Raw genomic sequence first — 21,029 nt, 5'->3', positions numbered from 1 at the left:
GGGAAATTCTGTGAAGTTCACGTTAGAAAAGCCGTCAGGCGTCCGTTAAGATGGACATAGCATGCCAAGATGGGGGTGTTAAGTCGCTGTTATCGAAGAGAAGATCGACGACGCGTTCACGCACCCTCGTCCGGCCGCGGCCACGCCGGGCCCTAGGCTGTGGCGGGGAGGAAAGGGCCGGCGGCGTGAGGGGAGAAGCTGTGACGACCGACGACGCGTCCCTCGACGTCGACCTGACCGCCGGGCAGAATGCGCCCCGCGAACGCCGCGAGCAGATCCGCAAGCTGGTGGTCGACGAGGGTTTCGTCCGCATCGAAGAACTCGCCGAGACCTACAACGTCAGCATCATGACGATCCACCGTGACCTCGACGCGCTGCAGAGCGAGGGCTGGCTGCGCAAGGTGCGCGGCGGCGCGACCGCCCGGCCGTCGGCGCAATATCACGGCGATGTCCGCCACCGCACCGAGGCGATGGCGGACATCAAGCAACTCCTGGCCCGGACCGCGCTCGATCTGGTCGAGCCCGGGCAGTCGGTCATGGTCGACGAGAGCACCACCGGGCTGGCCCTGGCCGAACTGCTCCCCGGCAAGAGCCCGCTCACCGTGATCAGCAACTTCCTGGCCATCGTCAAGCTGCTGGCCGGCGAACCGGGCATCGACCTGATCGCGCTCGGCGGCGCCTACTACCCCGCGTACGACGCCTTCCTCGGCATGCGCACCAACGAGGCGATCCGCTCCCTGCGGGCCGACATCCTGTTCATGTCGACGACGGCCGTGACCGACGGCCACTGCTACCACCAGTCGCAGGAGACGGTGGCGGTCAAGCGGGCCCTGATGGAGGCCTCGACCCGCCGGATCCTGCTGATCGACCACACCAAGTTCAGCAAGAGCGGGCTCTACCAGCTCGCCCCGCTGACCGCGTTCGACCTGGTGATCGTCGACGCGGACACCGACCCCGCCATCCTCGCCTCGATGCGGACGGCCGGGGTGCCGTTCCAGGTCGCTGGTCGTCCGTCAGCCGCCGAGGACGGCGGCGTCGCGTCCCGGGGCTCCTGAATGGTCTTCACCGAAGCCGAGCTCCCCGCTCTGTGCGACAAGGTCGCATCGCGCGACCACCGGCTGCGATTCGTCATCGACGAATTCGGCTACCCGCCGTTCTGGAGCCGCCCCAACACCTTCGAGTCGTTCGTCTGGTTCATCCTCGAACAGCAGGTCTCCCTGGCCTCGGCCAAGGCCGCACTGGAGAAATTGCGCGAGCGGGTCACCCTCATCACGCCGGAGAACGTGCTGGCGTTGAGCGACGACGAGTTGCGGGCTGCCTATTTCAGCCGGCAGAAGATCGGCTACGTTCGTGGCCTGGCGCGGGAGATCGCCGACGGCGACCTCGACCTCACGAGTCTGGAGAACCTGCCGGACGCCGCCATCCGGGAACGCCTGGTCCGGCTGAAGGGCGTCGGCAACTGGACGGTCGACGTCTATCTGATCCTGGCCCTGCACCGTGCCGACGTCTTCCCGGCCGGCGACCTGGCCGTCATCAACGGACTCAAGCAACTGCGAGAGCTTCCGAAGGCGACGACCCCCGACGCGGTGCAGGCCACGGCTCAGCAGTGGGCGCCCTATCGCACCATCGGCACCCTGGTGACCTGGCACTACTACTTGTCACGCAAGCTGCCGCCCGGAGCCGGAACGCGGTTCTAGGCGTCGCCGCGGTGCCGGCCCATGACCGCGTAGAGCTGCGGGTCCCGCGCGCGCAGCACGAAGGCCGAGAGCACCCCGGCGACGGCCGCGACCACGATGAGCGCCGGCAGCAGCCAGCTCAGCACGCTGTCCTCGTTGCCGATGAGCAGGCCGAACTGGGAGGCCGCGTAGATCGCCACCGCCGCGGTCGCGATCCCGCCGGCCGTGGGGGCGACGAACGTACGCAGGCGGTTGTGGTCGAGGTCGGGGTGCCGCAGGAAGAACGCGACCACGGCGAACGAGGCCAGCGCCATCAGGGTGATGATGGCCAGGGTGCCGAGCTGGGTGAGCCAGGTGAACAGGGCCAGCACCGGGTCCTGACCGGTGATCGCGAAGATCGCCACGATGACCACGGCGAGTGCGGTCTGGCTGATCGAGCCGGCGTGCGGGCTCAGGTGGACCTTGTGGGTGCGGCCGAGGCGCTCGGGCACCAGTCCCTCGCGGCCGAGGGCGAACAGGTAGCGCGCGACCGCGTTGTGGAAGGCCAGCAGGGCGGCGAAGACGCTGGTGGCGAACAGCAACGTCATGATCGTGGTGAGTGCGCCGCCGATGTAGGTGTCGCTCAGCACGAACAGGAAAGCGGTCGGGTCGGGCTTGAGATCGCCGAGAAAACCGACCAGCGAGTCCGGGCCCTGGCCGTTGACCATGAGCCAGGTGGTGACCGAATAGAACAGGCCGATCGTCAGCACGGCGACGTAGGTGGCACGAGGGACCGTACGGCGAGGGTCTCTGGCTTCCTCGCTGTAGATGGTCGTCGCCTCGAAGCCGATGAACGAGGCCGCGTTGAACAGCAGCGCGATGGCCAGTGAGCCGGAGGTCAGGGCACTCCAGCTGAACGGCTCGAGGGTCAGTGGGGCCCCGCCGCCCTGGCCGCCCTTGACCGCGATGGCGACGTCGAGGATGAGCACGATCAGGAACTCGGCGGCGACCAGCACGGACAGCACCTTGACGGACAGGTCGACCTGCCGGTAGCCGAGCACCGCGATCACCGCCATCGCGATGAGGGTGACCAGCCACCAGGGCAGGTCCCAGCCGAACTGGTCGGCCAGGAAGCCGGTGGCGGCCGCGCCGAACAGGCCGTAGAGCCCGATCTGCATGGCGTTGTAGCCGAGCAGCGCGATCCACGCGGCCGCACCGCCGGCCGGTTGGCGCAGACCCCGGGAGACGTAGCTGTAGAAGGCGCCGGTGCTGGTGTGGTGGCGGGCCATCGCCGTGTAGCCGACCGAGAACACGAGCAGGAGCAGGCTGATCAGCACGTACGCGGCGGGGATGCCGGCTCCGTTGCCGAGCAGCATGGCGACGGGGGCACCGCCGGCCATCGCGGTCAGCGGCGCGGCGGCGGAGATGACGAAGAAGGAGATCCCGAGGACGCCCAGGCTGCCCCGGCGCAGGTGGTGCGCCTCTCGCCGTTCGGCGGTGCTCGACTGCTCGGCTTGGCTCATGGGCCCGTTCCTTTGTCGAGAAGATCGTTTGGGTACGAACGTTTGAGGCGGAACGATAGGACGGCGCGCACCGGCACACAAGGCCCCGGCGCGAACTTTCGCAGGTGACGGCCAGTCGATCCCGGCCTCTTGCGCGGCCTGCCCGCCACTCGTATCGTTCGGACCCGAACGACTTTCCGCCGAAGCCGGAGGAGGCAGCCATGACGCAGCCCGACATCGTCCCCCTCGACGCGGTCGACCTCGCCGACTACGACCGCTTCCAGCAGAACCTCGGCTGGGCCCAGTTCGACACGCTGCGCCGGGAGGACCCGGTGCACTGGAACCCCGAGCCCACCCCCAACCGCGGCTTCTGGGCGGTCACCCGGTACGAAGACATCTGGGCGGTCGACCGCGACACCGAGACCTTCACCTCGGAGCAGTTCGTCGGCCTGGAGGAGGTCGACGACGACCTGCGCGACATCCGCCGCTCGATCCTCGAGACCGACGGCCAGCGGCACCTCGCGCTGCGGCAGCTGATCGCCCGCGAGTTCAGCCCGCGCAACCTGATGAAGAACTACGAGGGCTTCCTGCGCGAGCTGACCCGCCGGACGGTCGACGAGGCGCTGTCGGCCGGCGAGTTCGACTTCGTGCAGCGGGTCAGCGCCGATTTCCCGATCCAGGTGCTGGCCCGGCTGCTCGACGTGCCGCGCGAGGACACCGGGCAGCTGATCGCCTGGGGCAACGAGATGGTCGGCAACACCGACCCCGACTACACCGAGCACCAGTTCGACTCGCCGGAGAGCGAGAAGTACAAGCACCTGCCGTTCCGCTCCCCCACCACCCAGGACGTCTTCGACTACGGCCGGGCCCTGCGGGACCGCCGCCGCGGCGGGGACGGCACCGACCTGGTCAGCCAGCTCGCCAACAAGATGCCCACCGACGGCGTGCCGCTCAGCGACCGCGACTTCGACAACTACTTCCTGCTGCTGGTGATCGCGGGCAACGAGACCACCCGCCACGCGATCAGCAACGCGATGCTGGCCCTGATCGACCAGCCCGACCAGCTGCGCCGGCTGCAGGACGACCCGGCGCTGATCGCCTCCGGCCTGGAGGAACTGCTGCGCTGGGCGTCACCGGTCTACCACTTCCGGCGTACGGCCACCCGCGACACCGAACTCGGCGGCAAGTCCATCAAGGCGGGCGACAAGGTCGTCATGTGGTTCGCCTCGGGCAACCGCGACGAGACCGTGTTCGAAGACCCGTACCGCCTCGACGTGACCCGCCCGAACGTCGATCACCTGACCTTCGGCAAGGGCAGCCCGCACCTGTGCATGGGCAACGCGCTGGCCCGCATGGAGATCCGGCTGATGTTCGAGGAGCTGCTGCCCCGGGTGCGCGACATCGAGCTGGCCGGCGACGTGACCCGGGTCCGCTCGAACTTCGTCAACGGCATCAAGAAGTTCCCGGTGGCGGTGAAGGTCCGATGACGGTCGACACCGTCGTCCGCGAGTTCGAGGCCGATCTGGTGGTACGCAAGGCCGAACAGGTCGCCGACGGCGTCGTCGCGCTGACCCTCGGCCGCCCGGGCGGCGGCACCCTGCCCGGCTGGACGCCGGGCGCCCACATCGACCTGATCCTCGACGACGACTTCACCCGGCAGTACTCGCTGTGCGGGCACACCGGCGACACCGACGCGTGGCGGGTCGCCGTGCTGCACGCCCCGGACAGCCGCGGCGGCTCGACCCGGGTGCACCAACTGGGCGAGGGCAGCACCGTCCGCGCCCGCGGCCCCCGCAACCACTTCCCGGTCGTCTCGTCGAAGCGCTACCTGTTCGTCGGCGGTGGCATCGGCATCACCCCGCTGCTCGCGATGATCTACGAGGTCGACGCGGCCGGCGCCGACTGGGAGCTGCACTACGGCGGGCGGCAGCGCCGGTCCATGGCCTTCGCCGACGAGCTGGCCCGCTTCGGCGACCGCGTCCACCTGGTGCCCGAGGACGAGCTGGGCCGGCTCGACCTGGCCGCCATCCTGCGCCCCCGCGCCGGCACCCTGGTCTATGCCTGCGGTCCCGAGGGACTGCTGAGCGCGGTCGAGCAGCTCTGTGCGCCGTGGCCGCCCGGCAGCCTGCACCTGGAGCGCTTCAGTGCACGCGCGACGGAACCGGAACCGGGCGGCGACAGCTCGTTCGAGGTCGTCCTGCAGCACTCGGGCCGCACGGTCACGGTGCCGCCGGACCGGTCGATCTTCGAGACCGTCCGCGCGGCCGGGGTCAGCGTGCTCGGCTCCTGCCTCGAGGGCATCTGCGGCACCTGCGAGACCGAGGTGGTCGACGGCGAGGTCGACCACCGGGACTCGGTGCTCGACGAGGACGAACGCGCCGCCGGCGAAGTGATGATGATCTGCGTGTCCCGCTGCCGCGGCGCGCGCCTGACGCTCGCGCTGTAGGAGGACGGGACCGACCATGTATCCCACCCACTGCTGGTACGTCGCCGCGACCGGTGCCGAGGTCACCGATGTGCCGCTCGGCCGGCGCGCGCTCGGCCAGGGCCTGGCGCTCTACCGCACGCCCGCGGGCCGGGTGGTGGCGCTCGAGGACCGCGACGCCCACGCCCCGTACCCGCTGAGCCTCGGCCATCTGGACGGCGAGCTGATCGTCTCGGCGTACTCGGGCTTCGCCTATGACCCCGACGGCCGGTGCGTCCGGGTGCCGACCCAGCCCGAGGTCCCGTACGGGGCCGGGGTGCGCGCCTTCCCGGTGGTCGAGCAGGACGGCCTGGTCTGGGTCTGGTTCGCCGGGGCCGGCCTGGCCGGGCTACGCCATCCGCCGCGGACGCCCTGGCTGGCCGACGACGCGTGGAGCACGTTCGGCGACGAGTGGACCACCGGCGCCGGCGCCCTGCTGCTGCACGAGAACTTCGCCGACATCACCCACGTCGCGGTGGTCGATCCGCTCATCGCCCCGCCGGCGCTGTCGGCCGGACCGGTGCCCGGGCTCGACGTCGAGGTGTCCGAGACGTCGGTCGCGTTCACCCGCGACTATCCGCCGGCCCGGCTCGCGGCCTGGCACGCGCCGCTGATCGACGCCAAGGAGGACGAGCTGTTCCGCCAGCGCGAGCAGGGCCGCTTCGTCTCGCCCGCGCTGTGGGTGGACAGCTGGGACGTCACCTCGGACCGCCGCCCCGAGCCGTACACCTTCCGCTTCACCCACGCCGTCACGCCGGTCGGCGCGACGACGACCCGGCACATCTGGCGGGTCAGCCGCAACTTCGCCGCCGGCGACGAGGTGAGCGCCCAGCTCACCCCGCTGTTCCGGGAGTACTACCGGCGGGTCCGCGACATCCTCGAGACGATGCAGCGCGTCCTCGACGAGGACGGCCCGCGCCCCGAGGTCCGCGTCGCGGCCGACGCCGCCGCCATCCAGGTCCGCAAGATCGTCGGCCGGATGGTCGCGGACGAGACCACCGTCCTGCAGGAGCGCCGATGACCGACATGAAGGGGTTCTTCTACCCGCGCACCGCGCACGGGGAGTCCTCGCTGATCCCGGACCCGCCGTGGTTCTACTCGGGCGACCTGCTGACCGTCGAGTACCGCACCGACCCGGCCCGGGTGGCCGAGCTGCTGCCCGCGCCGCTCGAACTCGCCCCCGAGGATCCGGGTGCGGTCGCGCTGATCTGGGCCGACTGGCAGTCCTGCTCGTCGAGCCGGGCCGAGCTGCTCGACCCGGTCCGCGCGCAGTACAAGGAGGCGTTCGTCGTGGTGCGCTGCGCGTTCCGGGGCGAGGTGTTCTCGCGCTGCGCCTACATCTGGGTCGACAAGGACTTCGCCATCGCCCGCGGCATGCACCAGGGCTACCCCAAGAAGCTGGGCTCGATGTGGCAGACCCGGCCGCACCCGTTCGCCCACGCCGCGCCGTCGCTGGCGCCGGGGGCGATGTTCGGCGCGACGCTGGCCGCCGGGGACCGCAGGCTGGCCGAGGCCGTGCTCACGCTGCGCGAACCGGCCGGCAGCAACGGATTCGTCAACGGGCACCCGATGGCTCACCACCGCGTCTATCACGGCATCGAGCGGGGCGCCGGGGATGCGTACGCGGAACTGATCTCTTCCGGCGCCGCTCGGTTCGAGGGTGGTCAAGCCTGGCGGGGCGACGTGGATCTGCGGCTGTTCGAGTCGCCGACCGAGGAACTGGCCCGGCTGCGGGTCGACGAGATCATCGGCGGCTACTACCGCCAGGTCGGCGTGGTCTGGGACGGTGGCCGGTCGCTGGCCCGTCTCGAAGCTGCCGAAGGAGCGTCAGCATGATCGAGGTCGAAGGCGTCCGGGTCGACACCCGCCATTGGATCGGCGGTGAGCGGGTCGCCTCCGCCGCCACGTTCACCGACATCTCCCCCATCGACGGCGCCGTCCTGGGCGAGATCTCGGCCGGCGGCGCGGCCGAGGTCGAACGGTCGGTGACCGCGGCGAGCGAGGCGTTCCCGGCCTGGGCCGCCCTGCCGGTCGCCGAACGCTCGGCGATCCTGCGCCGGGTGGCCGACGGCATCGACTCCCGGCGCGAGGATCTGGCCCGGGTCGAGACCCGCGACAACGGCTCACTGCTGCGCTCGCACCGGCGCGGTGTCATGCCGCGGGTGGCGATGAACTTCCGCTTCTTCGCCGACCACGCCGAGGCCCTCGAGCACGAAAGCCTGGAGATACGGGGTCACCGCGAGCGCATCACGTACGACCCGGCCGGTGTCACCGCGATCATCACGCCCTGGAACGCGCCGCTCATGCTGGCCACCTGGCGCATCGGCCCGGCCCTGGCCGCGGGCAACACCGTGGTGCTCAAACCGCCGGAGTGGGCGCCGCTGACCGCCTCCCTGCTGGCCGACATCACCCACGAGGCCGGACTGCCGGCCGGCGTGTTCAACGTCGTGCAGGGCACCGGCCCCGACGCCGGGGCGCCGCTGACCCGCCACCCGGGCATCCGCCGGTTGTCGTTCACCGGCTCGGTGCCCACCGCCGGGCTGATCGCGGCCGCGGCGGCGCCGAACATCGTCCCGCTGTCGTTCGAGCTCGGCGGCAAGTCGCCGCTGCTGGTCTTCGACGACTGCGACCTCGACCTGGCCGTCGACCTGGCCGTCGAGCAGTTCGACAACGCCGGCCAGGTCTGCCTGGGCGCCTTCCGGATGCTGGTGCAGGAGTCGATCGCCGAGGAGTTCCTGGCCCGGGTCACCGAACGCGCCCGCGGTCTGGTGCAGGGCGACCCGCGCGACGAGGCCACCGACGTGAGCGCCCTGGTCAGCCGTCAGCACTTCGAGCGGGTCAGCGGCTTCGTCGAGCGGGCCTTGGCCGACGGGGCCAAGGCGGTGCTCGGCGGCGGCCCGAACACCGAGCTCGGCGGGCTCTACTACGCGCCGACGATCCTGGCCGGGGCGCGGCAGGGCAGCGAGATCCTCACCGAGGAGGTCTTCGGGCCGGTGCTGACCATGCAGACCTTCGGCGACGAGGACGAGGGCGTACGGATGGCCAACAGCACCCGCTTCGGCCTGGCCGCCACCCTCGTCACCGGCGACCCCGAGCGGGCCGAACGGGTCAGCGCGCGGCTGAACGCCGGAACCGTGTGGGTCAACTGCTTCTTCGTCCGCGACCTGGGCGCGCCGTTCGGCGGCAACGGCCGCTCGGGGATCGGCCGCGAAGGCGGCACGTATTCGTTCGACTTCTACTGCGACATCAAGAACACGGTGTTCAGCCCGACCGGCTGGACCGGGAACCAGGAGGCGTGATGGGAGAGGTAGTCGGAGCCGGGCTCATCGCCCACGTGCCCACGATCGTGCTGCCCGAGGAGATCCGGCGCGAGCTCAACCGCGGCGAGGACACCACGCTGGTGGCCGGCCTGCAGCAGCTGCGCAAGGACGTCTTCGACACCGTCGACTACGACACGGTGGTGGTGCTCGACTCGCACTGGGCGACCACGGTCGAGTTCGTGGTCACCGCCCAGTCGCGGCGGGCCGGGCTGTTCACGTCCGAGGAGCTGCCCCGGGGCATGAGCAAGCGGCCGTACGACTTCCCCGGCGACCCCGAGCTGGCCCACCTGATCGCGAGCCGGGCGGCCGGGCACGGCACCTGGATCACCGCGATCGAGGACGACCACCTGCCGATCTTCTACGCCACCACCAACGTCTGGGAGTTCCTGGGCCAGGGCCTGCCGGACAAGAAGTGGATCTCGATCGGGGTGTGCCAGACCGCCGACACCGAGGACAACCTGCGGCTCGGGCGGGCGCTGGGTGACGCGATCGCCGAGTCGGACCGCAGGGTGCTGCTGATCGCGTCGGGCGCCATGTCGCACACGTTCTGGCCGCTGCGGAAGCTGCGCGACCACGAGGCGGCCGGTGTCGAGCACATCTTCACGCCCGAGGCCGCGGCGGCCGACGCCGAGCGCCTGGAGTGGTTCGCGACCGGCGACCATGCCCGGGTGCTGGACACCATGCCGGAGTTCTACCGCTACAAGCCGGAGGCGCGCTTCGGCCACTACCTGATGATGATCGGCGCGCTCGGCGAGGGCGACTGCCGGGCCACGAGCCGGCAGTACGGCGAGTACGAGAACTCGGTCGGCACCGGCCAGGTGCACCTGTGGTTCGACCGGCCCGCGGACGGCTTCCCCCGCCCCCGGCGCACGCCCACCGACCCCGACTACGTCCGCCAGACCGGCGGCCCCGACCTGGCCGCGGCCGGCTGAGAGGACAACCGATGCGCGAGTTCCGCCGAATCCTGCTGGACGGCACCGTCGTCGACGTGGAACGCCACGGCGACACCCTGGTCGCCGGCGACGGCCGCGAGACCGCGGTGGCCGACGCCGTGCACCTGAGCCCGGTCACCCCGTCGAAGATCGTCTGCGTCCACCTGAACTACTCGTCGCGGGTTCAGGAGATGATGACCACCCTGCCCCCGGCGCCGACCTACTTCCACAAACCGGTGTCCGCGCTCAACAGCCACGACGCGGCGGTCGTCCGCCCGGCCGGGTGCAAGTGGCTCAACTACGAGGGCGAGATCGCCATCGTCATCGGTCGCACGGCTCGCAACATCGCGCCGGACCAGGCCGGGGACTACATCCGCGGCTACACCATCGGCAACGACTACGGCCTGCACGATTTCCGCGACACCGACTCCGGTTCGATGCTGCGGGTCAAGGGGGCCGACACGTTGTGCCCGCTCGGCCCGGGCATCGTCGAGGGCTGGGACTTCCACGACAAGTCCATCCGTACGCTCGTCAACGGCGAGGTGCGCCAGGACGGCAACACCGGCGAGATGCAGTGGGACATGCACTACCTGGTCGCCGACATCGCCCGCACCATCACTCTGCAGCCGGGCGACGTGCTGCTGTCGGGCACCCCCGCCATCTCCCGCACGGTGTACCCCGGCGACGTGGTCGAGGTGCAGGTCGAGGGTCTGGGCACACTGCGCAACCACATCGTCGAAGGACCGGCTCCCATCCGTACGGACGTAGGGGCCCAGCCCACCGAGAGCGAAGAGGTGCTGTCCACGGCCCAGGGCGGCGACTGGGAGTTCCGCGGCATCCGCAAACCTGACCTCTCCCGGACGCGTTGATGCTGCCCGAGGGCCTCTTCATCGACGGCGCCGGACGCGCGGCGTCCACCGGTGCCCGCCGGTCCGTGATCACACCCCGGGACGGCAGCTCGCTGGTCGAGCTGGCCTGGGCCGGCGAGGCGGACGCGGACGCCGCCGTCGCCGCGGCCCGCCGGGCGTTCGACCACGGCCCGTGGCCCCGGACGGCGGCCCGCGAGCGCGGTGAGGTCCTGCTGCGCTTCGCCGACCTCGTCGAGCGGCACCGGGCCGAGATCGCCCGGCTGGTCACGCTCGAGATGGGCAAGCCGATCGCGTACGCCGACGGCATCGAGCTGCGGGCGCTGATCCGGTGCCTGCGGTTCTACGGCGGGCTGGCTGACAAGACCGCGGGCGAGATCCCGCCGACCACCGACGGGGAACTGGCGCTGGTCACCCGCGAACCGGCGGGCGTGGTCGCGGCCGTCGTCCCGTGGAACTTCCCGCTGACCATCGGCGGCTGGAAGTTCGCGCCCGCGCTGGCGGCCGGGTGCACGGTGGTGCTCAAGACGGCCGAGCAGTCGCCGTTGTCCATGCAGCGGGTGGCCGCCCTGGGCGCCGAGGCCGGGCTGCCCCCGGGTGTGCTCAACGTGCTCTCCGGTGACGGCGCGACCGTCGGCCGGCGGCTGGGCGAGCACCCGGACGTCGACGTGCTGACGTTCACCGGTTCCACCGCGGTCGGCCGGCACTTCCTGCGCTACGCGGCCGACAGCAACGTCAAGCGGGTGCATCTGGAACTCGGCGGCAAGTCACCCAACATCGTCTTCCCGGACGCGCCCGACCTCGACGCGGCGGCCGACACCGCGGCGTGGGCCATCTTCTTCAACTCGGGCGAGATGTGCACGGCCGGCTCCCGCCTCGTCGTGCACGAGGACGTGGCCGAGCGGGTGGTGGCCCGGATCGTCGAGGCCGCCGCGGGCTGGCAGCCGGGCGACCCGCTCGATCCGGAGACGAAGATGGGGCCGCTGGTCGACGAGCGCAGCCTGCACCGGATCCTGGGCACGCTGACGACCGGGCTCGACCAGGGCGCCACACTGCGCACCGGCGGCACCCGCGTGCTCGAGCACACCGGCGGTCCCTATCTGGCGCCGACCGTGGTCACCGGGGCGGCCCGCGACAACGTGCTGGTCCGCGAGGAGCTGTTCGGGCCGGTGCTGGCCGTGCAGACGTTCCGCGACGAGGACGAGGCCCTGCGGATCGCGCACGACACCCCGTACGGGCTGGCCGCGGCGGTCTGGACCAGCGATCTCGGGCGCGCGCATCGGATGTCGCGGCGGCTGCGGGCCGGGACGGTCTGGGTCAACTGCTACGAGGAGGGCGACATGACGGTGCCGTTCGGCGGCGTCAAGCTCTCCGGCGCGGGGAGGGACAAGTCGCGGCACGCGCTCGACGAGTACACCGACCTCAAGACGACCTGGATCAACCATGGGTGACCGGCCGCTGATCGTCATCCCGGCCCGCTTCTCGGCGAGCGCGTCGGCGCTGCGCTACGCGGCTGAGGTGACGGCACGCAAGCTCGTCGAGGCGGTGTATGCGGCCGGCGGTGAACCTCTGGTGGTGCACCCGGCCGACCCGGACTCGATCCGGGAACGCTTCGGGATGGCCGACGGGTTTCTGCTGCCCGGCGGGGGCGACCTCGCCGCGCACTGGTCAGGACAGCGGGCGCACCACTCCGAGTACGACGTCGACGAGGCACAGGACGCGTTCGACCTGGCCGTCGCCCGGGCCGCGCTCGAGGACGCGAAGCCGCTGCTGGCCATCTGCCGCGGACTGCAGGTGGTCAACGTGGCCCGGGGCGGCGACCTCGTCCCGGATCTGGGTGGCGCCCACCGGCATCTGGTGCACTCCATCGGCGTACGGGAAAACTCACCGCTGAGACATGCCGTCGGCGCGCCTGAGCTGATCGTGTCGTGTTATCACCACCAGGGCATCGCGCGGCTCGGGGACGGGCTGCGGGCGGCGGCGTACGCGGAGGACGGCACGATCGAGGCGGTGACGCTGGACGAGCATCGGGGCTGGTTCCTGGGCGTGCAGTGGCACCCGGAGGACACCGCGGCGACCGACCCGCTCCAGGCCGGCCTGTTCACCCGGCTGGTCGAGGAGTCCCGGCTCGGAGCCCCGGCGCGATGACCGGCTCAGTCCTGCGTCTCCTCGATCGTTATGACGATCTCGCGGAGGCTGCTGGTCATGGCGCCGATGTCGCCGCGGGACAGGCGTCCGACGACCTTGGCCTCGATCGCGTTGAACCGCGGGTAGAGCTCCTGCATGAGCTCCCGGCCCTGGTCGGTCAGGTGGATCTCGACCAGGCGGCGGTCATCGGCCCGGCCGACCTTGCGCATCCAGCCCCGAGCCTCCAGAGTCTTCACCACGCCGGTCAGCGTGGCCTTGGAGATCGCGGCCGCCTCGGCCGCGCGGCGGGTCTCCAGGCCGTCGAAGATCCACACCACCCACATCACCACGAACCCGGTCCAGGTGAGGTCGTACGGGCGCAGAACGTCGTTCCACGCGTACGACCGGACCGCGTTCGCCGCCCGGTAGACGCTGGACACGGCGAGGGCCGCCTCGAAGTCGAGGCCCAGCGACTCGACGTGCTCGCGCATCGCGCGTTCCGTCTCGACCAGGGTGGGGTGATCCATCATGCCGCCCACCCTACGTTCCCGTACGTCCTATCCCCCTCCTCGAGGAGCGACCATGCCCACGATCGACGCCAGCGCCATGGAAGCGGTCCAGGCCGATCTGACCGCCCGGGAGATCGACGTGGTCCGGCTCGGGTACAGCGACCTGATCGGCGCCGAGCGCGGCCGTGACCTGCTGGTGCGCCGCTTCGCCCGGACGGTCGGCCACGGTGTCGCCTTCTGCCGGTCGGTCTACGGCACCTCGCCGATGGGCGACGTGGTCGACATCGAGGGCGGGTTGTCGGCCGGGCTGCCCGACGTGATCGCCGTCCCCGACCTGAGCACGGTGCAGGAGGTCCCGTGGGAGCCCGGGGTCGCCCACGTCATCGCCGACGTCTTCAACCCGGACGGCTCCCCGTCCCAGGAGAGCCCGCGCAACGTGCTGCGCCGGGTCATCGACCGTTTCGCCGCCCTCGACATGCAGCCGATGATCGGTCCGGAGCTCGAGTTCTACGTGCTCGAGCCGTCCACCGACACGCCCAACGGATGGCGGCGCTACGGCGAGGGCACCGGCAACGTCTACACCGCCGGATACAAGGGCGACCCGGAGAACACCCTGCTGGCCTCGCTGCGCCGGCTGGACGCGTACGGGCTCGACGTGGTCGCGGCCAACCACGAGTTCGCCTCCGGCCAGTTCGAGATCAACCTCTGGCACTCGGGCGCACTCGACGCCGCCGACCGCGCCTTCCGCTTCAAGACGGCCATCCAGGAACTCGCCCGCATGCAGAACAAGCTGGCCACCTTCATGGCCAAGCCGTTCAACGACGAGGGCGGCTCCGGCTTTCACCTGCACTTCTCGGCCTGGTCGAGCGAGGGCGCGGCCCTGTTCGACGACCCGGCCGGCCCGGACGGGCTCTCCGCGGTCGGCCGCTCGGCCATCGCCGGCGTCCTGGCCCACGCGCCCGCCCTGGCCGCGCTGCTCAACCCGACCATCAACTCGTACAAACGCTTCGGGCCGGACACCCTGGCGCCCTGGCTGATCGACTGGGGGCTGGACAACCGCAGCGCCATGGTCCGCATCCCGCCCGAACGCGGCCGCGCGGCCCGGCTCGAACTGCGCCTCGGCGACGCGTCGGCCAACCCGTACCTGGCCGTCGCCGCCCTGATGGGCGCGGCCTACCTCGGCATCCGCGACAAGCTCGAGCCGCCGGCCAAGCTGGAGGGCTACGGCTACGACGTGAGCAAGGCCGAGAAACTGCCCACCGATCTGCCGACCGCCATCGCCGCCCTGGAGGCCGACACCGAGCTCGCCGAGATGCTCGGACCCCAGTTCGTGGCGGCGTTCGTGGCCTACAAGCGCAACGAGATCGAGCGGTTCTCGCAGTGGGTCACCGACTGGGAGTTCCGCGAGTACAGCTACCACCTGTGAGACCTATCATTCGCTTCCGAACGAGTTCACCGTAGGCTGGCCGCCGTGAAGCTTCTCGTTGTGCAGCACGACCACGTCTCCCCGCTCGGCCGGATCGCGGAGCGCTTCACCGACCACGGCTACGACCTGGTCCACCACACCGTGGTGCCGGCCGACCGGTTCGACACCCCCGGCGTCACGACCGAGTTCCCCGACTTCACCGCCTTCGACGCCGTGCTGGCCATGGGCGCCCCCTGGTCGACCTACGACCACGCGCTGATCGGCAGCTGGGTCCGGCCCGAGATGGAGCAGCTGCGCCGGGCCGACGCGGCCGGCGTCCCGGTGCTCGGCATCTGCTTCGGCGGGCAGCTGCTCGCGGCCGCCCACGGCGGTTCGGTGGCCCGCTCACCCCGGCCCGAGATCGGGTGGACCGACCTGCGGACCGACGACGAGGCCGTGGTGCCGGCCGGGCCCTGGTTCGAGTGGCACTACGACCGGTGGACGCTGCCGCCCGGCGCGGTCGAGGTCGCCCGCAACGACGCGGCCTCGCAGGCGTTCGTGCTGCGCCGCAACCTGGCCCTGCAGTTCCACCCCGAACTGACCCCGGCCATGCTCGACGGATGGCTCGCCCAGGGCGCGGCCGCCACGCTGAACCTGGACGTGGAGGCTCTCGTCGCCCGGACGCGCCACGAGAGCGAGCGGGCCACCCGGCAGGCCCACGCCCTGGTCGACGGTTTCGTCCGGCAGCGCTACCTGGCGGCGACGGCGTCCAGGTAGGCGTCGATCGCCTCCAGGTTCTTCGTGAGACTCTCGAGACGCTCGGCCATCCGGTCGCGCTCCTGCCGCACCCGGTCGACGAAGTCGGTCGCCGGATATTGCGAGCTGGCCGCCTCGGCCAGGCAGGGCAGCACCGCACGGATGATCTCGGTGGTCAGGCCGGCGGCGAGCAGGCTGCGGATCTGCTCGACTCGCTCGACCAGCGCCTCGTCGTAGTCGCGGTAGCCGTTCTGTTCACGCCGGGGGCTGAGCAGACCCTGCTCCTCGTAGTAGCGCAGCAGCCGCGGCGACACGTCGGCCCGCTCGGACAGCTCCTTGATCCGCATCGAGACGTCCCTCACAAACGTTTGGCCCTCACATCAATGTGAAGGTTAGAGCATGGCGCCATGTCCACCACACAACTCGAGGCCCCGACCACCGGACGCCTCCCGCTCGCGCCCCTGATCGCCCTGTTCACCGCCGGCTTGATCACCACTTTGACCGAGGCCCTGCCGGCCGGCGTGCTGCCCCAGATGAGCCAGGCGCTGGGCGTCTCGGAATCCGTCGCCGGTCAGACGGTCACCATCTATGCGATCGGCACCCTGCTCACCGCGATCCCGGTCGCCCTGGCCACCGCCACCTGGCCGCGGCGCCACCTGCTGCTGGCCGCGCTGACCGGCTTCGTGCTGGCCAACCTGGTCACCGCCGTCTCCCTCGACTTCACCGTGACGATGGTGGCCCGGTTCGTCGCCGGCGCCGCCTCCGGAGTCGTCTGGAGCCTGCTCGGCGGTTACGCGGCCCGGCTGGTCGGACCCGCGCTCAAGGGCCGGGCGATGGCCTTCGCCTTCGCCGGCACCCCCGTCGCCCTGTCGCTCGGCGTGCCGGTCGGCGCCTACCTCGGCCGGGTGGTCGGATGGCAGCTCACCTTCGGCCTGGCCTCGGCGATCACCGTCCTGCTGATCGCCTGGACCGCCGCCAAGCTGCCCAACTTCGCCGGCCAGAAGACCGAGGACCGCATTTCCCTGTACGCGATTCTGCGGCTCCGCGGCATCCGCACAGTGCTCGCGGTGACCGGCGCCTTCGTCCTCGCCCACACCATCCTGTACACCTACATCGCCCCGATCCTGGCCGGTTCCGGCCTGCCGGATCACGTGCAGTGGATCCTGCTCGACTTCGGCCTCGCCTCGATCGTCAGCATCTGGCTCACCGGCGCACTGATCGACCGCCACCACCGCCGGCTGGCCGTGCTCGGCACCGCCCTGTTCGCCGCGGCCGCGGTCGCGCTGCTGATGGCCGGCACCAGCCCCACGGTCCACTACGTCACCGTCGCGGCCTGGGGACTCTCGTTCGGCGGAGCGGCCACCGTGCTGCAGTCGGCGCTGATGCGGGCGGCCGGCGAACACGCCGACGTGGCCCAGTCGTCGATGGTCACCACCTGGAACCTGGGCATCGGCCTGGGCGGCCTGGTCGGCGGCGCGCTGCTGGCCGGCTTCGGCACGAGCGCGCTCATCCTCGCCGCGATCGTGCTGCTGGTGCCGGCCACGCTCGTGGTGGTCCTCGCCCGCGGTCACGCCTTCCCGGTCCGGCGCTGACACGTTGCCGCCCGGCCGTCTGCGGGACAGTGGACTAAGTGAGCGCTTCACCCAGCATCTACGCCGCTGGCCGTACTTCGTTCGCCCGGAAAGGGGCTCCACCCGTGGCTGACATCAACTTCTACTTCGATCCGATCTGCCCGTTCGCCTGGATGACCAGCAAGTGGGTCCGGATCGTGCAGGCGCAACGCGACTACACGGTGGACTGGCGGTTCATCTCGCTGCGCCAGATCAACGCGCACCTCGACTACGACAGTCACTTCCCGCCCGAGTACGAGGCCCAGCACACCAATGGCCTGCGCCTGTTGCGCGTGGCTTCCGCCGTACGGGAAAAGCACGGACGAGAGACAATCGGTTCCCTGTACGAGGCGTTCGGCGCACGCATCCACGAAGTCGGCACCCCGATCCCGGTGCCCGAGCTGACCGTGGCCGCGCTCACCGAGGCCGGGCTACCGGTCGCCCTGGCCGACTTCCTCGACGACACGTCGCGCGACGCCGAGATCCGGGCCGAGTCGGACGAGGCACTGTCGCTCACGGGCAAGGACGTCGGCACCCCGATCGTCCACTTCGAACCGCCGGACGGGGTCGCCTTCTTCGGCCCGGTGATCAGCCGGCTGCCCGACGAGACGCAGGCGGCCGAGCTGTGGGATCACGTCGTCGGGCTGGCCCGGTTCCCCGGGTTCGCCGAGCTCAAGCGCAGCCTGCGCGAGCAGCCGCAGCTGCCCTCGTTCGGGGTCACCACCGACGAGGCCGGCCGCACCGAGGACTGGCACGCCGGCAGCCGGCGGCTCAAGAAGTAGAGCTTGCCTCCAGCAGCGCGAGCGCACCGGCGGTGGCGGCGTCGGCCGAGGCCTGCCGTCCGGTGGCTCGCGCGACGACGAACGCCCCCTCGACGACGGCGAGGAGGGCGGCGGCGGTCGGGGCCGGGTCGAGCGCCGGGGAGAGCGAGCCGTCGGCTTGCGCCTCGCGGACGGCGCTCTCGATCAGTTCGGCCATCTCGGTGAACGCGGTGCCCAAGGCCTCCCGCAACGTGGGCTCGGCCAGGATCCCGGCATCGTAGGCGAAGCCGCCGATCTGGCACCCACCCAGCGCGTCGGCGGCGGAGGCGAGAAACGCGGCGAGGCGCTCCCGCCCCGTGGGCAGACCGGCCATCGACGCCCGTACGGAAGCAAGAAGGTCCTGCCCGTTCTCGCGGACCACCTCGGCGCCGAGCTCGGGCTTGGTCGGGAAGTGGTGGTAGAAGCTGCCCTGCCCGACACCGGCGTCGGCCATCACCTGCTTGGGGCTCGTCGTCGAGTAGCCGCGATGCCAGAAGAGCCGCTTGGCCGAGTCGATGATCAGCCGCCTGTTGTCCATGACACAACACTAGCAAGCTCCATACCTGGAAGTAGGGTTTGCCGCCATACCTAGAGGTATGTATGGTCAATCGCATGACAACCACACCGTTCGTCCCCGTCGTGCAGTACAAGACCGAGAACCTCGATGGGTTCGAGATGTTCTACCGGGAGGCCGGCCCGGCCGACGCGCCCGTCGTGCTGCTGCTGCACGGCTTCCCGACCTCGTCGCACATGTTCCGCGACCTGATCCCCTACCTGGCCGACCGCTTCCACGTCATCGCGCCCGACCTGCCCGGCTACGGCGGGAGCGCCGCCCCCGACCGCGCCGGGTTCGACTACACGTTCGACAACGCCGCGCTCCACGTGCAGAAGCTGCTGACCAGGCTCGGCATCACCCGGTACGCCGTCAACGTGTTCGACTACGGCGCCCCGACCGCCTGGCGGCTCGCGCTGGCCGACCCCTCGGCGATCACGGCGCTCATCGTGCAGAACGGCAACGCGTACGACGAAGGCCTGGACAACGACTTCTGGAAGCCGATCAAGCGGTACTGGGCCGACCCCAGCGCCGAGAACCGCGACGCCCTGCGCGGACTGGTCACGCTGGACAGCACCCGGTTCCAGTACACCGACGGCATGGCCCACGCCACGCGCATCTCACCCGACAACTGGACCGTCGACCAGGCCCTGCTCGACCGCCCCGGCAACGACGAGATCCAGCTCGACTACTTCCTCGACTACGGCACGAACCCGGCGCTGTACCCGCCGGTGCAGGAGTGGCTGCGCACCACGCAGCCGCCGACGCTGGTGGTGTGGGGCGCGAACGACGTCATCTTCCCGGCCGAGGGTGCGCACCCGTACAAGCAGGACCTCAAGGATGTGGAGTTCCACCTGTTCGACAGTGGGCACTTCCTGCTCGAGGACCGCGCCGACGAGGTGTTCCCGCTGATCCACGACTTCCTGACCCGCAAGCTCGGTTGATCGTGCCGGGGCCCGGCGCGCTGCCGCGGCGTCAGCCCAGCGGGCGCCGGGCCCGGAACGAGCTGTCGGACCGGAACGACGCGCTGCCGTCGGACTGGTCGATCCGGAGCTGGTCGTCGACGCGGCGCAGGAAGAAGCCGCGGTAGTTGAACGACTCGAGCGAGACACTGCCGGCCGATGCGCCGGGCCGGGCGCAGAACGTGGCATCTCCGCGGAACAGGACGGTGCCGTCGTCGGAGCCGGGCTGCAACCGGAACGACGCATGACGCAGGTAGCGGCCGTCGGGGCCGAGGAACGAGAGGCAGGCCGGGTCGGCCAGGCCCCGGACCGCCCGCAGGGTGGCTCGCCGGCGGTCGTCGGCGGCGCTGGCCGGGCTGACCGGTTCGAGGGTCCCGTCCTCGCCGAACACAGAGACGTACCGGCCCGGCGCCGCAGCCGATTCCAGGGACAGCGCTCCGGTGGCCACCGATGGCGCGGTGTCCGGACCGGAGCGGCCGGGCGCGGGTGCGATGGCCCATCCGGCGACCGGGACGGTGACTCCGACGGCGAGAACGGCCGCGGCCAGCGGATGGGCGGCGGCCGCCTGCACCGCACCGGCGAGCCAGGGCCCGGAGCCGGCCGCCGGCGTGATCCCGGCCGACTTGGCCAGCGTGGCGCCGGCGAGCGCGACCGGCACGGGAAGCAGCAGCAACGTCGGTAGCAGCCGATCGGCGGGCACCAAGGTCCGGGCCGCACGGAGGCAGGCGGGGCAGGACCGCACATGACGTCCGATCCGCTTGCGCCAGTACGGTCCGGGACGCCCGTCCCAGTCCGCGACGACGTCGCCGAGCGCGTCGCAGCCGGGCATCGCCTCGAGCGCCACGACGATGGATCGGCCCACTTCCAACTGTTCGCGCATGCGCTGGATGCGTACGGCGGCATGGGGAACCTTGACGCCGAGACCGGTCGCGACCTCGGCCCGGGTGAGCTCGCCGAGCAGCTCGAGCCACCACAGCGCGAAGACGGTGCGCTCGGCCGGCCCCATCCACTGAGCGGCGTGCCGCACCTGGCGGCGCTGGCCGGCCAGCTCGGCCCGCAGCACGGACGGCCCTTCCACGTCGGCGGCCGGGTCCGGGTGATCGGCGGCCGCGCTCGTGCTCTGCTCCCAGGTAGGCCGGGTGGGCCGGGTGCCGGCCTCGCGTACGGCGATGACCGTGAGCCAGGACCGGAAACCGTCCGGTGACCGCAGATCGCCGAGCCGGCTCAGGGCACGGACCATGACGTCCTGCACCACGTCGTCGACCTGGTCGGCGTCGACCATTGGCCGGACCAGGTGATAGACCATCGGCAGATACCGGCGGGCCAGCTCGTCCAGGGCCTCCCGGTCACCGGCCCGGGCCGCGCGAACCAGGTCGCCGGAGTCCCGCCGGGTCCGGACCATCCGCCGCCTCCTCCCGGTTAACGCTCACAGCGTCCAGATCGTAGGGTCGCGAACCGGCGATGTTCAAGCAGAATTTGGCACTGAAAACTGGTGATCCGAAATGGCCGATAGCGCATTCCACCAGGCGTTGTTAACGTTAACCGCCCCCATCCCCAGTCCTCGGGAG

At 71.0% G+C, this 21,029-nt stretch carries 21 protein-coding genes; 16 read left to right on the top strand and 5 right to left on the bottom strand.

What is annotated here, in order from left to right:
- The first annotated feature begins 200 nt into the window (after nucleotides 1–200).
- Together KOI35_RS27925 and KOI35_RS27920 are read left to right on the top strand one after the other, a co-directional pair.
- Entirely contained in the window at nucleotides 201–1,055 is an 855-nt protein-coding gene (locus KOI35_RS27925) for a DeoR/GlpR family DNA-binding transcription regulator (RefSeq protein WP_215791588.1), read from the top strand.
- Complete coding sequence (locus KOI35_RS27920) at nucleotides 1,056–1,697, top strand: DNA-3-methyladenine glycosylase family protein (protein WP_215791587.1); 642 nt, start codon at nucleotides 1,056–1,058, stop codon at nucleotides 1,695–1,697.
- Here KOI35_RS27920 and KOI35_RS27915 read toward each other — a convergent pair.
- The gene (locus tag KOI35_RS27915; protein ID WP_215791586.1) at nucleotides 1,694–3,178 is read right to left on the bottom strand and encodes an APC family permease; all 1,485 of its coding nucleotides are present in this window, start codon (nucleotides 3,176–3,178) and stop codon (nucleotides 1,694–1,696) included. The genes KOI35_RS27920 and KOI35_RS27915 overlap by 4 nt on opposite strands.
- Before the next feature lie 200 nt (nucleotides 3,179–3,378).
- On the opposite strand from KOI35_RS27915, the gene KOI35_RS27910 reads away from it, so the two are divergent.
- From KOI35_RS27910 to KOI35_RS27870, 9 genes are read left to right on the top strand one after another with little or no spacing between them, the layout of a single operon-like run.
- Nucleotides 3,379–4,644 carry a cytochrome P450 gene (locus KOI35_RS27910; RefSeq protein WP_215791585.1) on the top strand — a complete coding sequence of 422 codons (1,266 nt, stop codon included), beginning with the start codon at nucleotides 3,379–3,381 and terminating at the stop codon, nucleotides 4,642–4,644.
- Nucleotides 4,641–5,603 carry a PDR/VanB family oxidoreductase gene (locus KOI35_RS27905; protein WP_215791584.1) on the top strand — a complete coding sequence of 321 codons (963 nt, stop codon included), beginning with the start codon at nucleotides 4,641–4,643 and terminating at the stop codon, nucleotides 5,601–5,603. The genes KOI35_RS27910 and KOI35_RS27905 overlap by 4 nt, the downstream gene beginning before the upstream one ends.
- 16 nt (nucleotides 5,604–5,619) lie before the next feature.
- Nucleotides 5,620–6,642 (top strand): aromatic ring-hydroxylating dioxygenase subunit alpha, encoded by a 1,023-nt coding sequence (locus tag KOI35_RS27900; RefSeq protein ID WP_215791583.1) that lies wholly within the window; start codon nucleotides 5,620–5,622, stop codon nucleotides 6,640–6,642.
- On the top strand, nucleotides 6,639–7,457 hold the full coding sequence (locus tag KOI35_RS27895) for an acetoacetate decarboxylase family protein (protein WP_246613812.1): 819 nt from the start codon (nucleotides 6,639–6,641) through the stop codon (nucleotides 7,455–7,457). The genes KOI35_RS27900 and KOI35_RS27895 overlap by 4 nt, the downstream gene beginning before the upstream one ends.
- Nucleotides 7,454–8,920: an aldehyde dehydrogenase gene (locus KOI35_RS27890; RefSeq protein ID WP_215791582.1), complete on the top strand. Its 1,467-nt coding sequence runs from the start codon at nucleotides 7,454–7,456 to the stop codon at nucleotides 8,918–8,920. Before KOI35_RS27895 ends, KOI35_RS27890 begins: the two co-directional genes overlap by 4 nt.
- Nucleotides 8,920–9,873, top strand: a complete 954-nt coding sequence (locus tag KOI35_RS27885) for a DODA-type extradiol aromatic ring-opening family dioxygenase (RefSeq protein ID WP_215791581.1) — start codon at nucleotides 8,920–8,922, stop codon at nucleotides 9,871–9,873. Before KOI35_RS27890 ends, KOI35_RS27885 begins: the two co-directional genes overlap by 1 nt.
- An 11-nt stretch (nucleotides 9,874–9,884) precedes the next feature.
- Nucleotides 9,885–10,742 carry a fumarylacetoacetate hydrolase family protein gene (locus tag KOI35_RS27880; RefSeq protein WP_215791580.1) on the top strand — a complete coding sequence of 286 codons (858 nt, stop codon included), beginning with the start codon at nucleotides 9,885–9,887 and terminating at the stop codon, nucleotides 10,740–10,742.
- The gene (locus KOI35_RS27875; RefSeq protein ID WP_215791579.1) at nucleotides 10,742–12,190 is read left to right on the top strand and encodes an aldehyde dehydrogenase family protein; all 1,449 of its coding nucleotides are present in this window, start codon (nucleotides 10,742–10,744) and stop codon (nucleotides 12,188–12,190) included. The genes KOI35_RS27880 and KOI35_RS27875 overlap by 1 nt, the downstream gene beginning before the upstream one ends.
- A complete protein-coding gene (locus KOI35_RS27870) occupies nucleotides 12,183–12,887 on the top strand; it encodes a gamma-glutamyl-gamma-aminobutyrate hydrolase family protein (protein ID WP_215791578.1) in 705 nt (234 codons plus the stop codon). Before KOI35_RS27875 ends, KOI35_RS27870 begins: the two co-directional genes overlap by 8 nt.
- 5 nt (nucleotides 12,888–12,892) lie before the next feature.
- Here the strand turns inward: KOI35_RS27870 and KOI35_RS27865 are convergent, their stop codons facing one another.
- Nucleotides 12,893–13,396, bottom strand: a complete 504-nt coding sequence (locus tag KOI35_RS27865) for a MarR family winged helix-turn-helix transcriptional regulator (RefSeq protein ID WP_215791577.1) — start codon at nucleotides 13,394–13,396, stop codon at nucleotides 12,893–12,895.
- A gap of 52 nt (nucleotides 13,397–13,448) precedes the next feature.
- On the opposite strand from KOI35_RS27865, the gene KOI35_RS27860 reads away from it, so the two are divergent.
- Nucleotides 13,449–14,801 carry a glutamine synthetase family protein gene (locus KOI35_RS27860; RefSeq protein ID WP_215791576.1) on the top strand — a complete coding sequence of 451 codons (1,353 nt, stop codon included), beginning with the start codon at nucleotides 13,449–13,451 and terminating at the stop codon, nucleotides 14,799–14,801.
- Between the two features lie 45 nt (nucleotides 14,802–14,846).
- Nucleotides 14,847–15,557: a type 1 glutamine amidotransferase gene (locus tag KOI35_RS27855; protein ID WP_308121172.1), complete on the top strand. Its 711-nt coding sequence runs from the start codon at nucleotides 14,847–14,849 to the stop codon at nucleotides 15,555–15,557.
- Here the strand turns inward: KOI35_RS27855 and KOI35_RS27850 are convergent.
- A complete protein-coding gene (locus tag KOI35_RS27850; RefSeq protein ID WP_215791575.1) occupies nucleotides 15,530–15,883 on the bottom strand; it encodes a MerR family transcriptional regulator in 354 nt (117 codons plus the stop codon). The two genes, KOI35_RS27855 and KOI35_RS27850, sit on opposite strands and share 28 nt — an antisense overlap.
- A gap of 60 nt (nucleotides 15,884–15,943) precedes the next feature.
- Here KOI35_RS27850 and KOI35_RS27845 point away from each other — a divergent pair, with 60 nt between their 5' ends.
- Together KOI35_RS27845 and KOI35_RS27840 are read left to right on the top strand one after the other, a co-directional pair.
- The gene (locus tag KOI35_RS27845) at nucleotides 15,944–17,128 is read left to right on the top strand and encodes an MFS transporter (protein WP_215791574.1); all 1,185 of its coding nucleotides are present in this window, start codon (nucleotides 15,944–15,946) and stop codon (nucleotides 17,126–17,128) included.
- A gap of 104 nt (nucleotides 17,129–17,232) precedes the next feature.
- On the top strand, nucleotides 17,233–17,928 hold the full coding sequence (locus KOI35_RS27840) for a mycothiol-dependent nitroreductase Rv2466c family protein (protein WP_215791573.1): 696 nt from the start codon (nucleotides 17,233–17,235) through the stop codon (nucleotides 17,926–17,928).
- Here KOI35_RS27840 and KOI35_RS27835 read toward each other — a convergent pair.
- On the bottom strand, nucleotides 17,918–18,484 hold the full coding sequence (locus KOI35_RS27835) for a TetR/AcrR family transcriptional regulator (protein ID WP_215791572.1): 567 nt from the start codon (nucleotides 18,482–18,484) through the stop codon (nucleotides 17,918–17,920). The two genes, KOI35_RS27840 and KOI35_RS27835, sit on opposite strands and share 11 nt — an antisense overlap.
- A 74-nt stretch (nucleotides 18,485–18,558) precedes the next feature.
- Here KOI35_RS27835 and KOI35_RS27830 point away from each other — a divergent pair, with 74 nt between their 5' ends.
- Nucleotides 18,559–19,443 (top strand): alpha/beta fold hydrolase, encoded by an 885-nt coding sequence (locus KOI35_RS27830; protein ID WP_246613811.1) that lies wholly within the window; start codon nucleotides 18,559–18,561, stop codon nucleotides 19,441–19,443.
- Nucleotides 19,444–19,474: 31 nt separating this feature from the next.
- Here KOI35_RS27830 and KOI35_RS27825 read toward each other — a convergent pair whose 3' ends face one another.
- Nucleotides 19,475–20,863 carry a sigma-70 family RNA polymerase sigma factor gene (locus KOI35_RS27825; protein ID WP_215791570.1) on the bottom strand — a complete coding sequence of 463 codons (1,389 nt, stop codon included), beginning with the start codon at nucleotides 20,861–20,863 and terminating at the stop codon, nucleotides 19,475–19,477.
- Between the last annotated feature and the right edge of the window lie 166 nt (nucleotides 20,864–21,029).

Origin of the sequence: Paractinoplanes bogorensis (genome assembly GCF_018829635.1) — a bacterium.
Taxonomy (GTDB): domain Bacteria; phylum Actinomycetota; class Actinomycetes; order Mycobacteriales; family Micromonosporaceae; genus Actinoplanes; species Actinoplanes bogorensis.
This window is presented reverse-complemented; position numbering and strand designations above follow the sequence as displayed.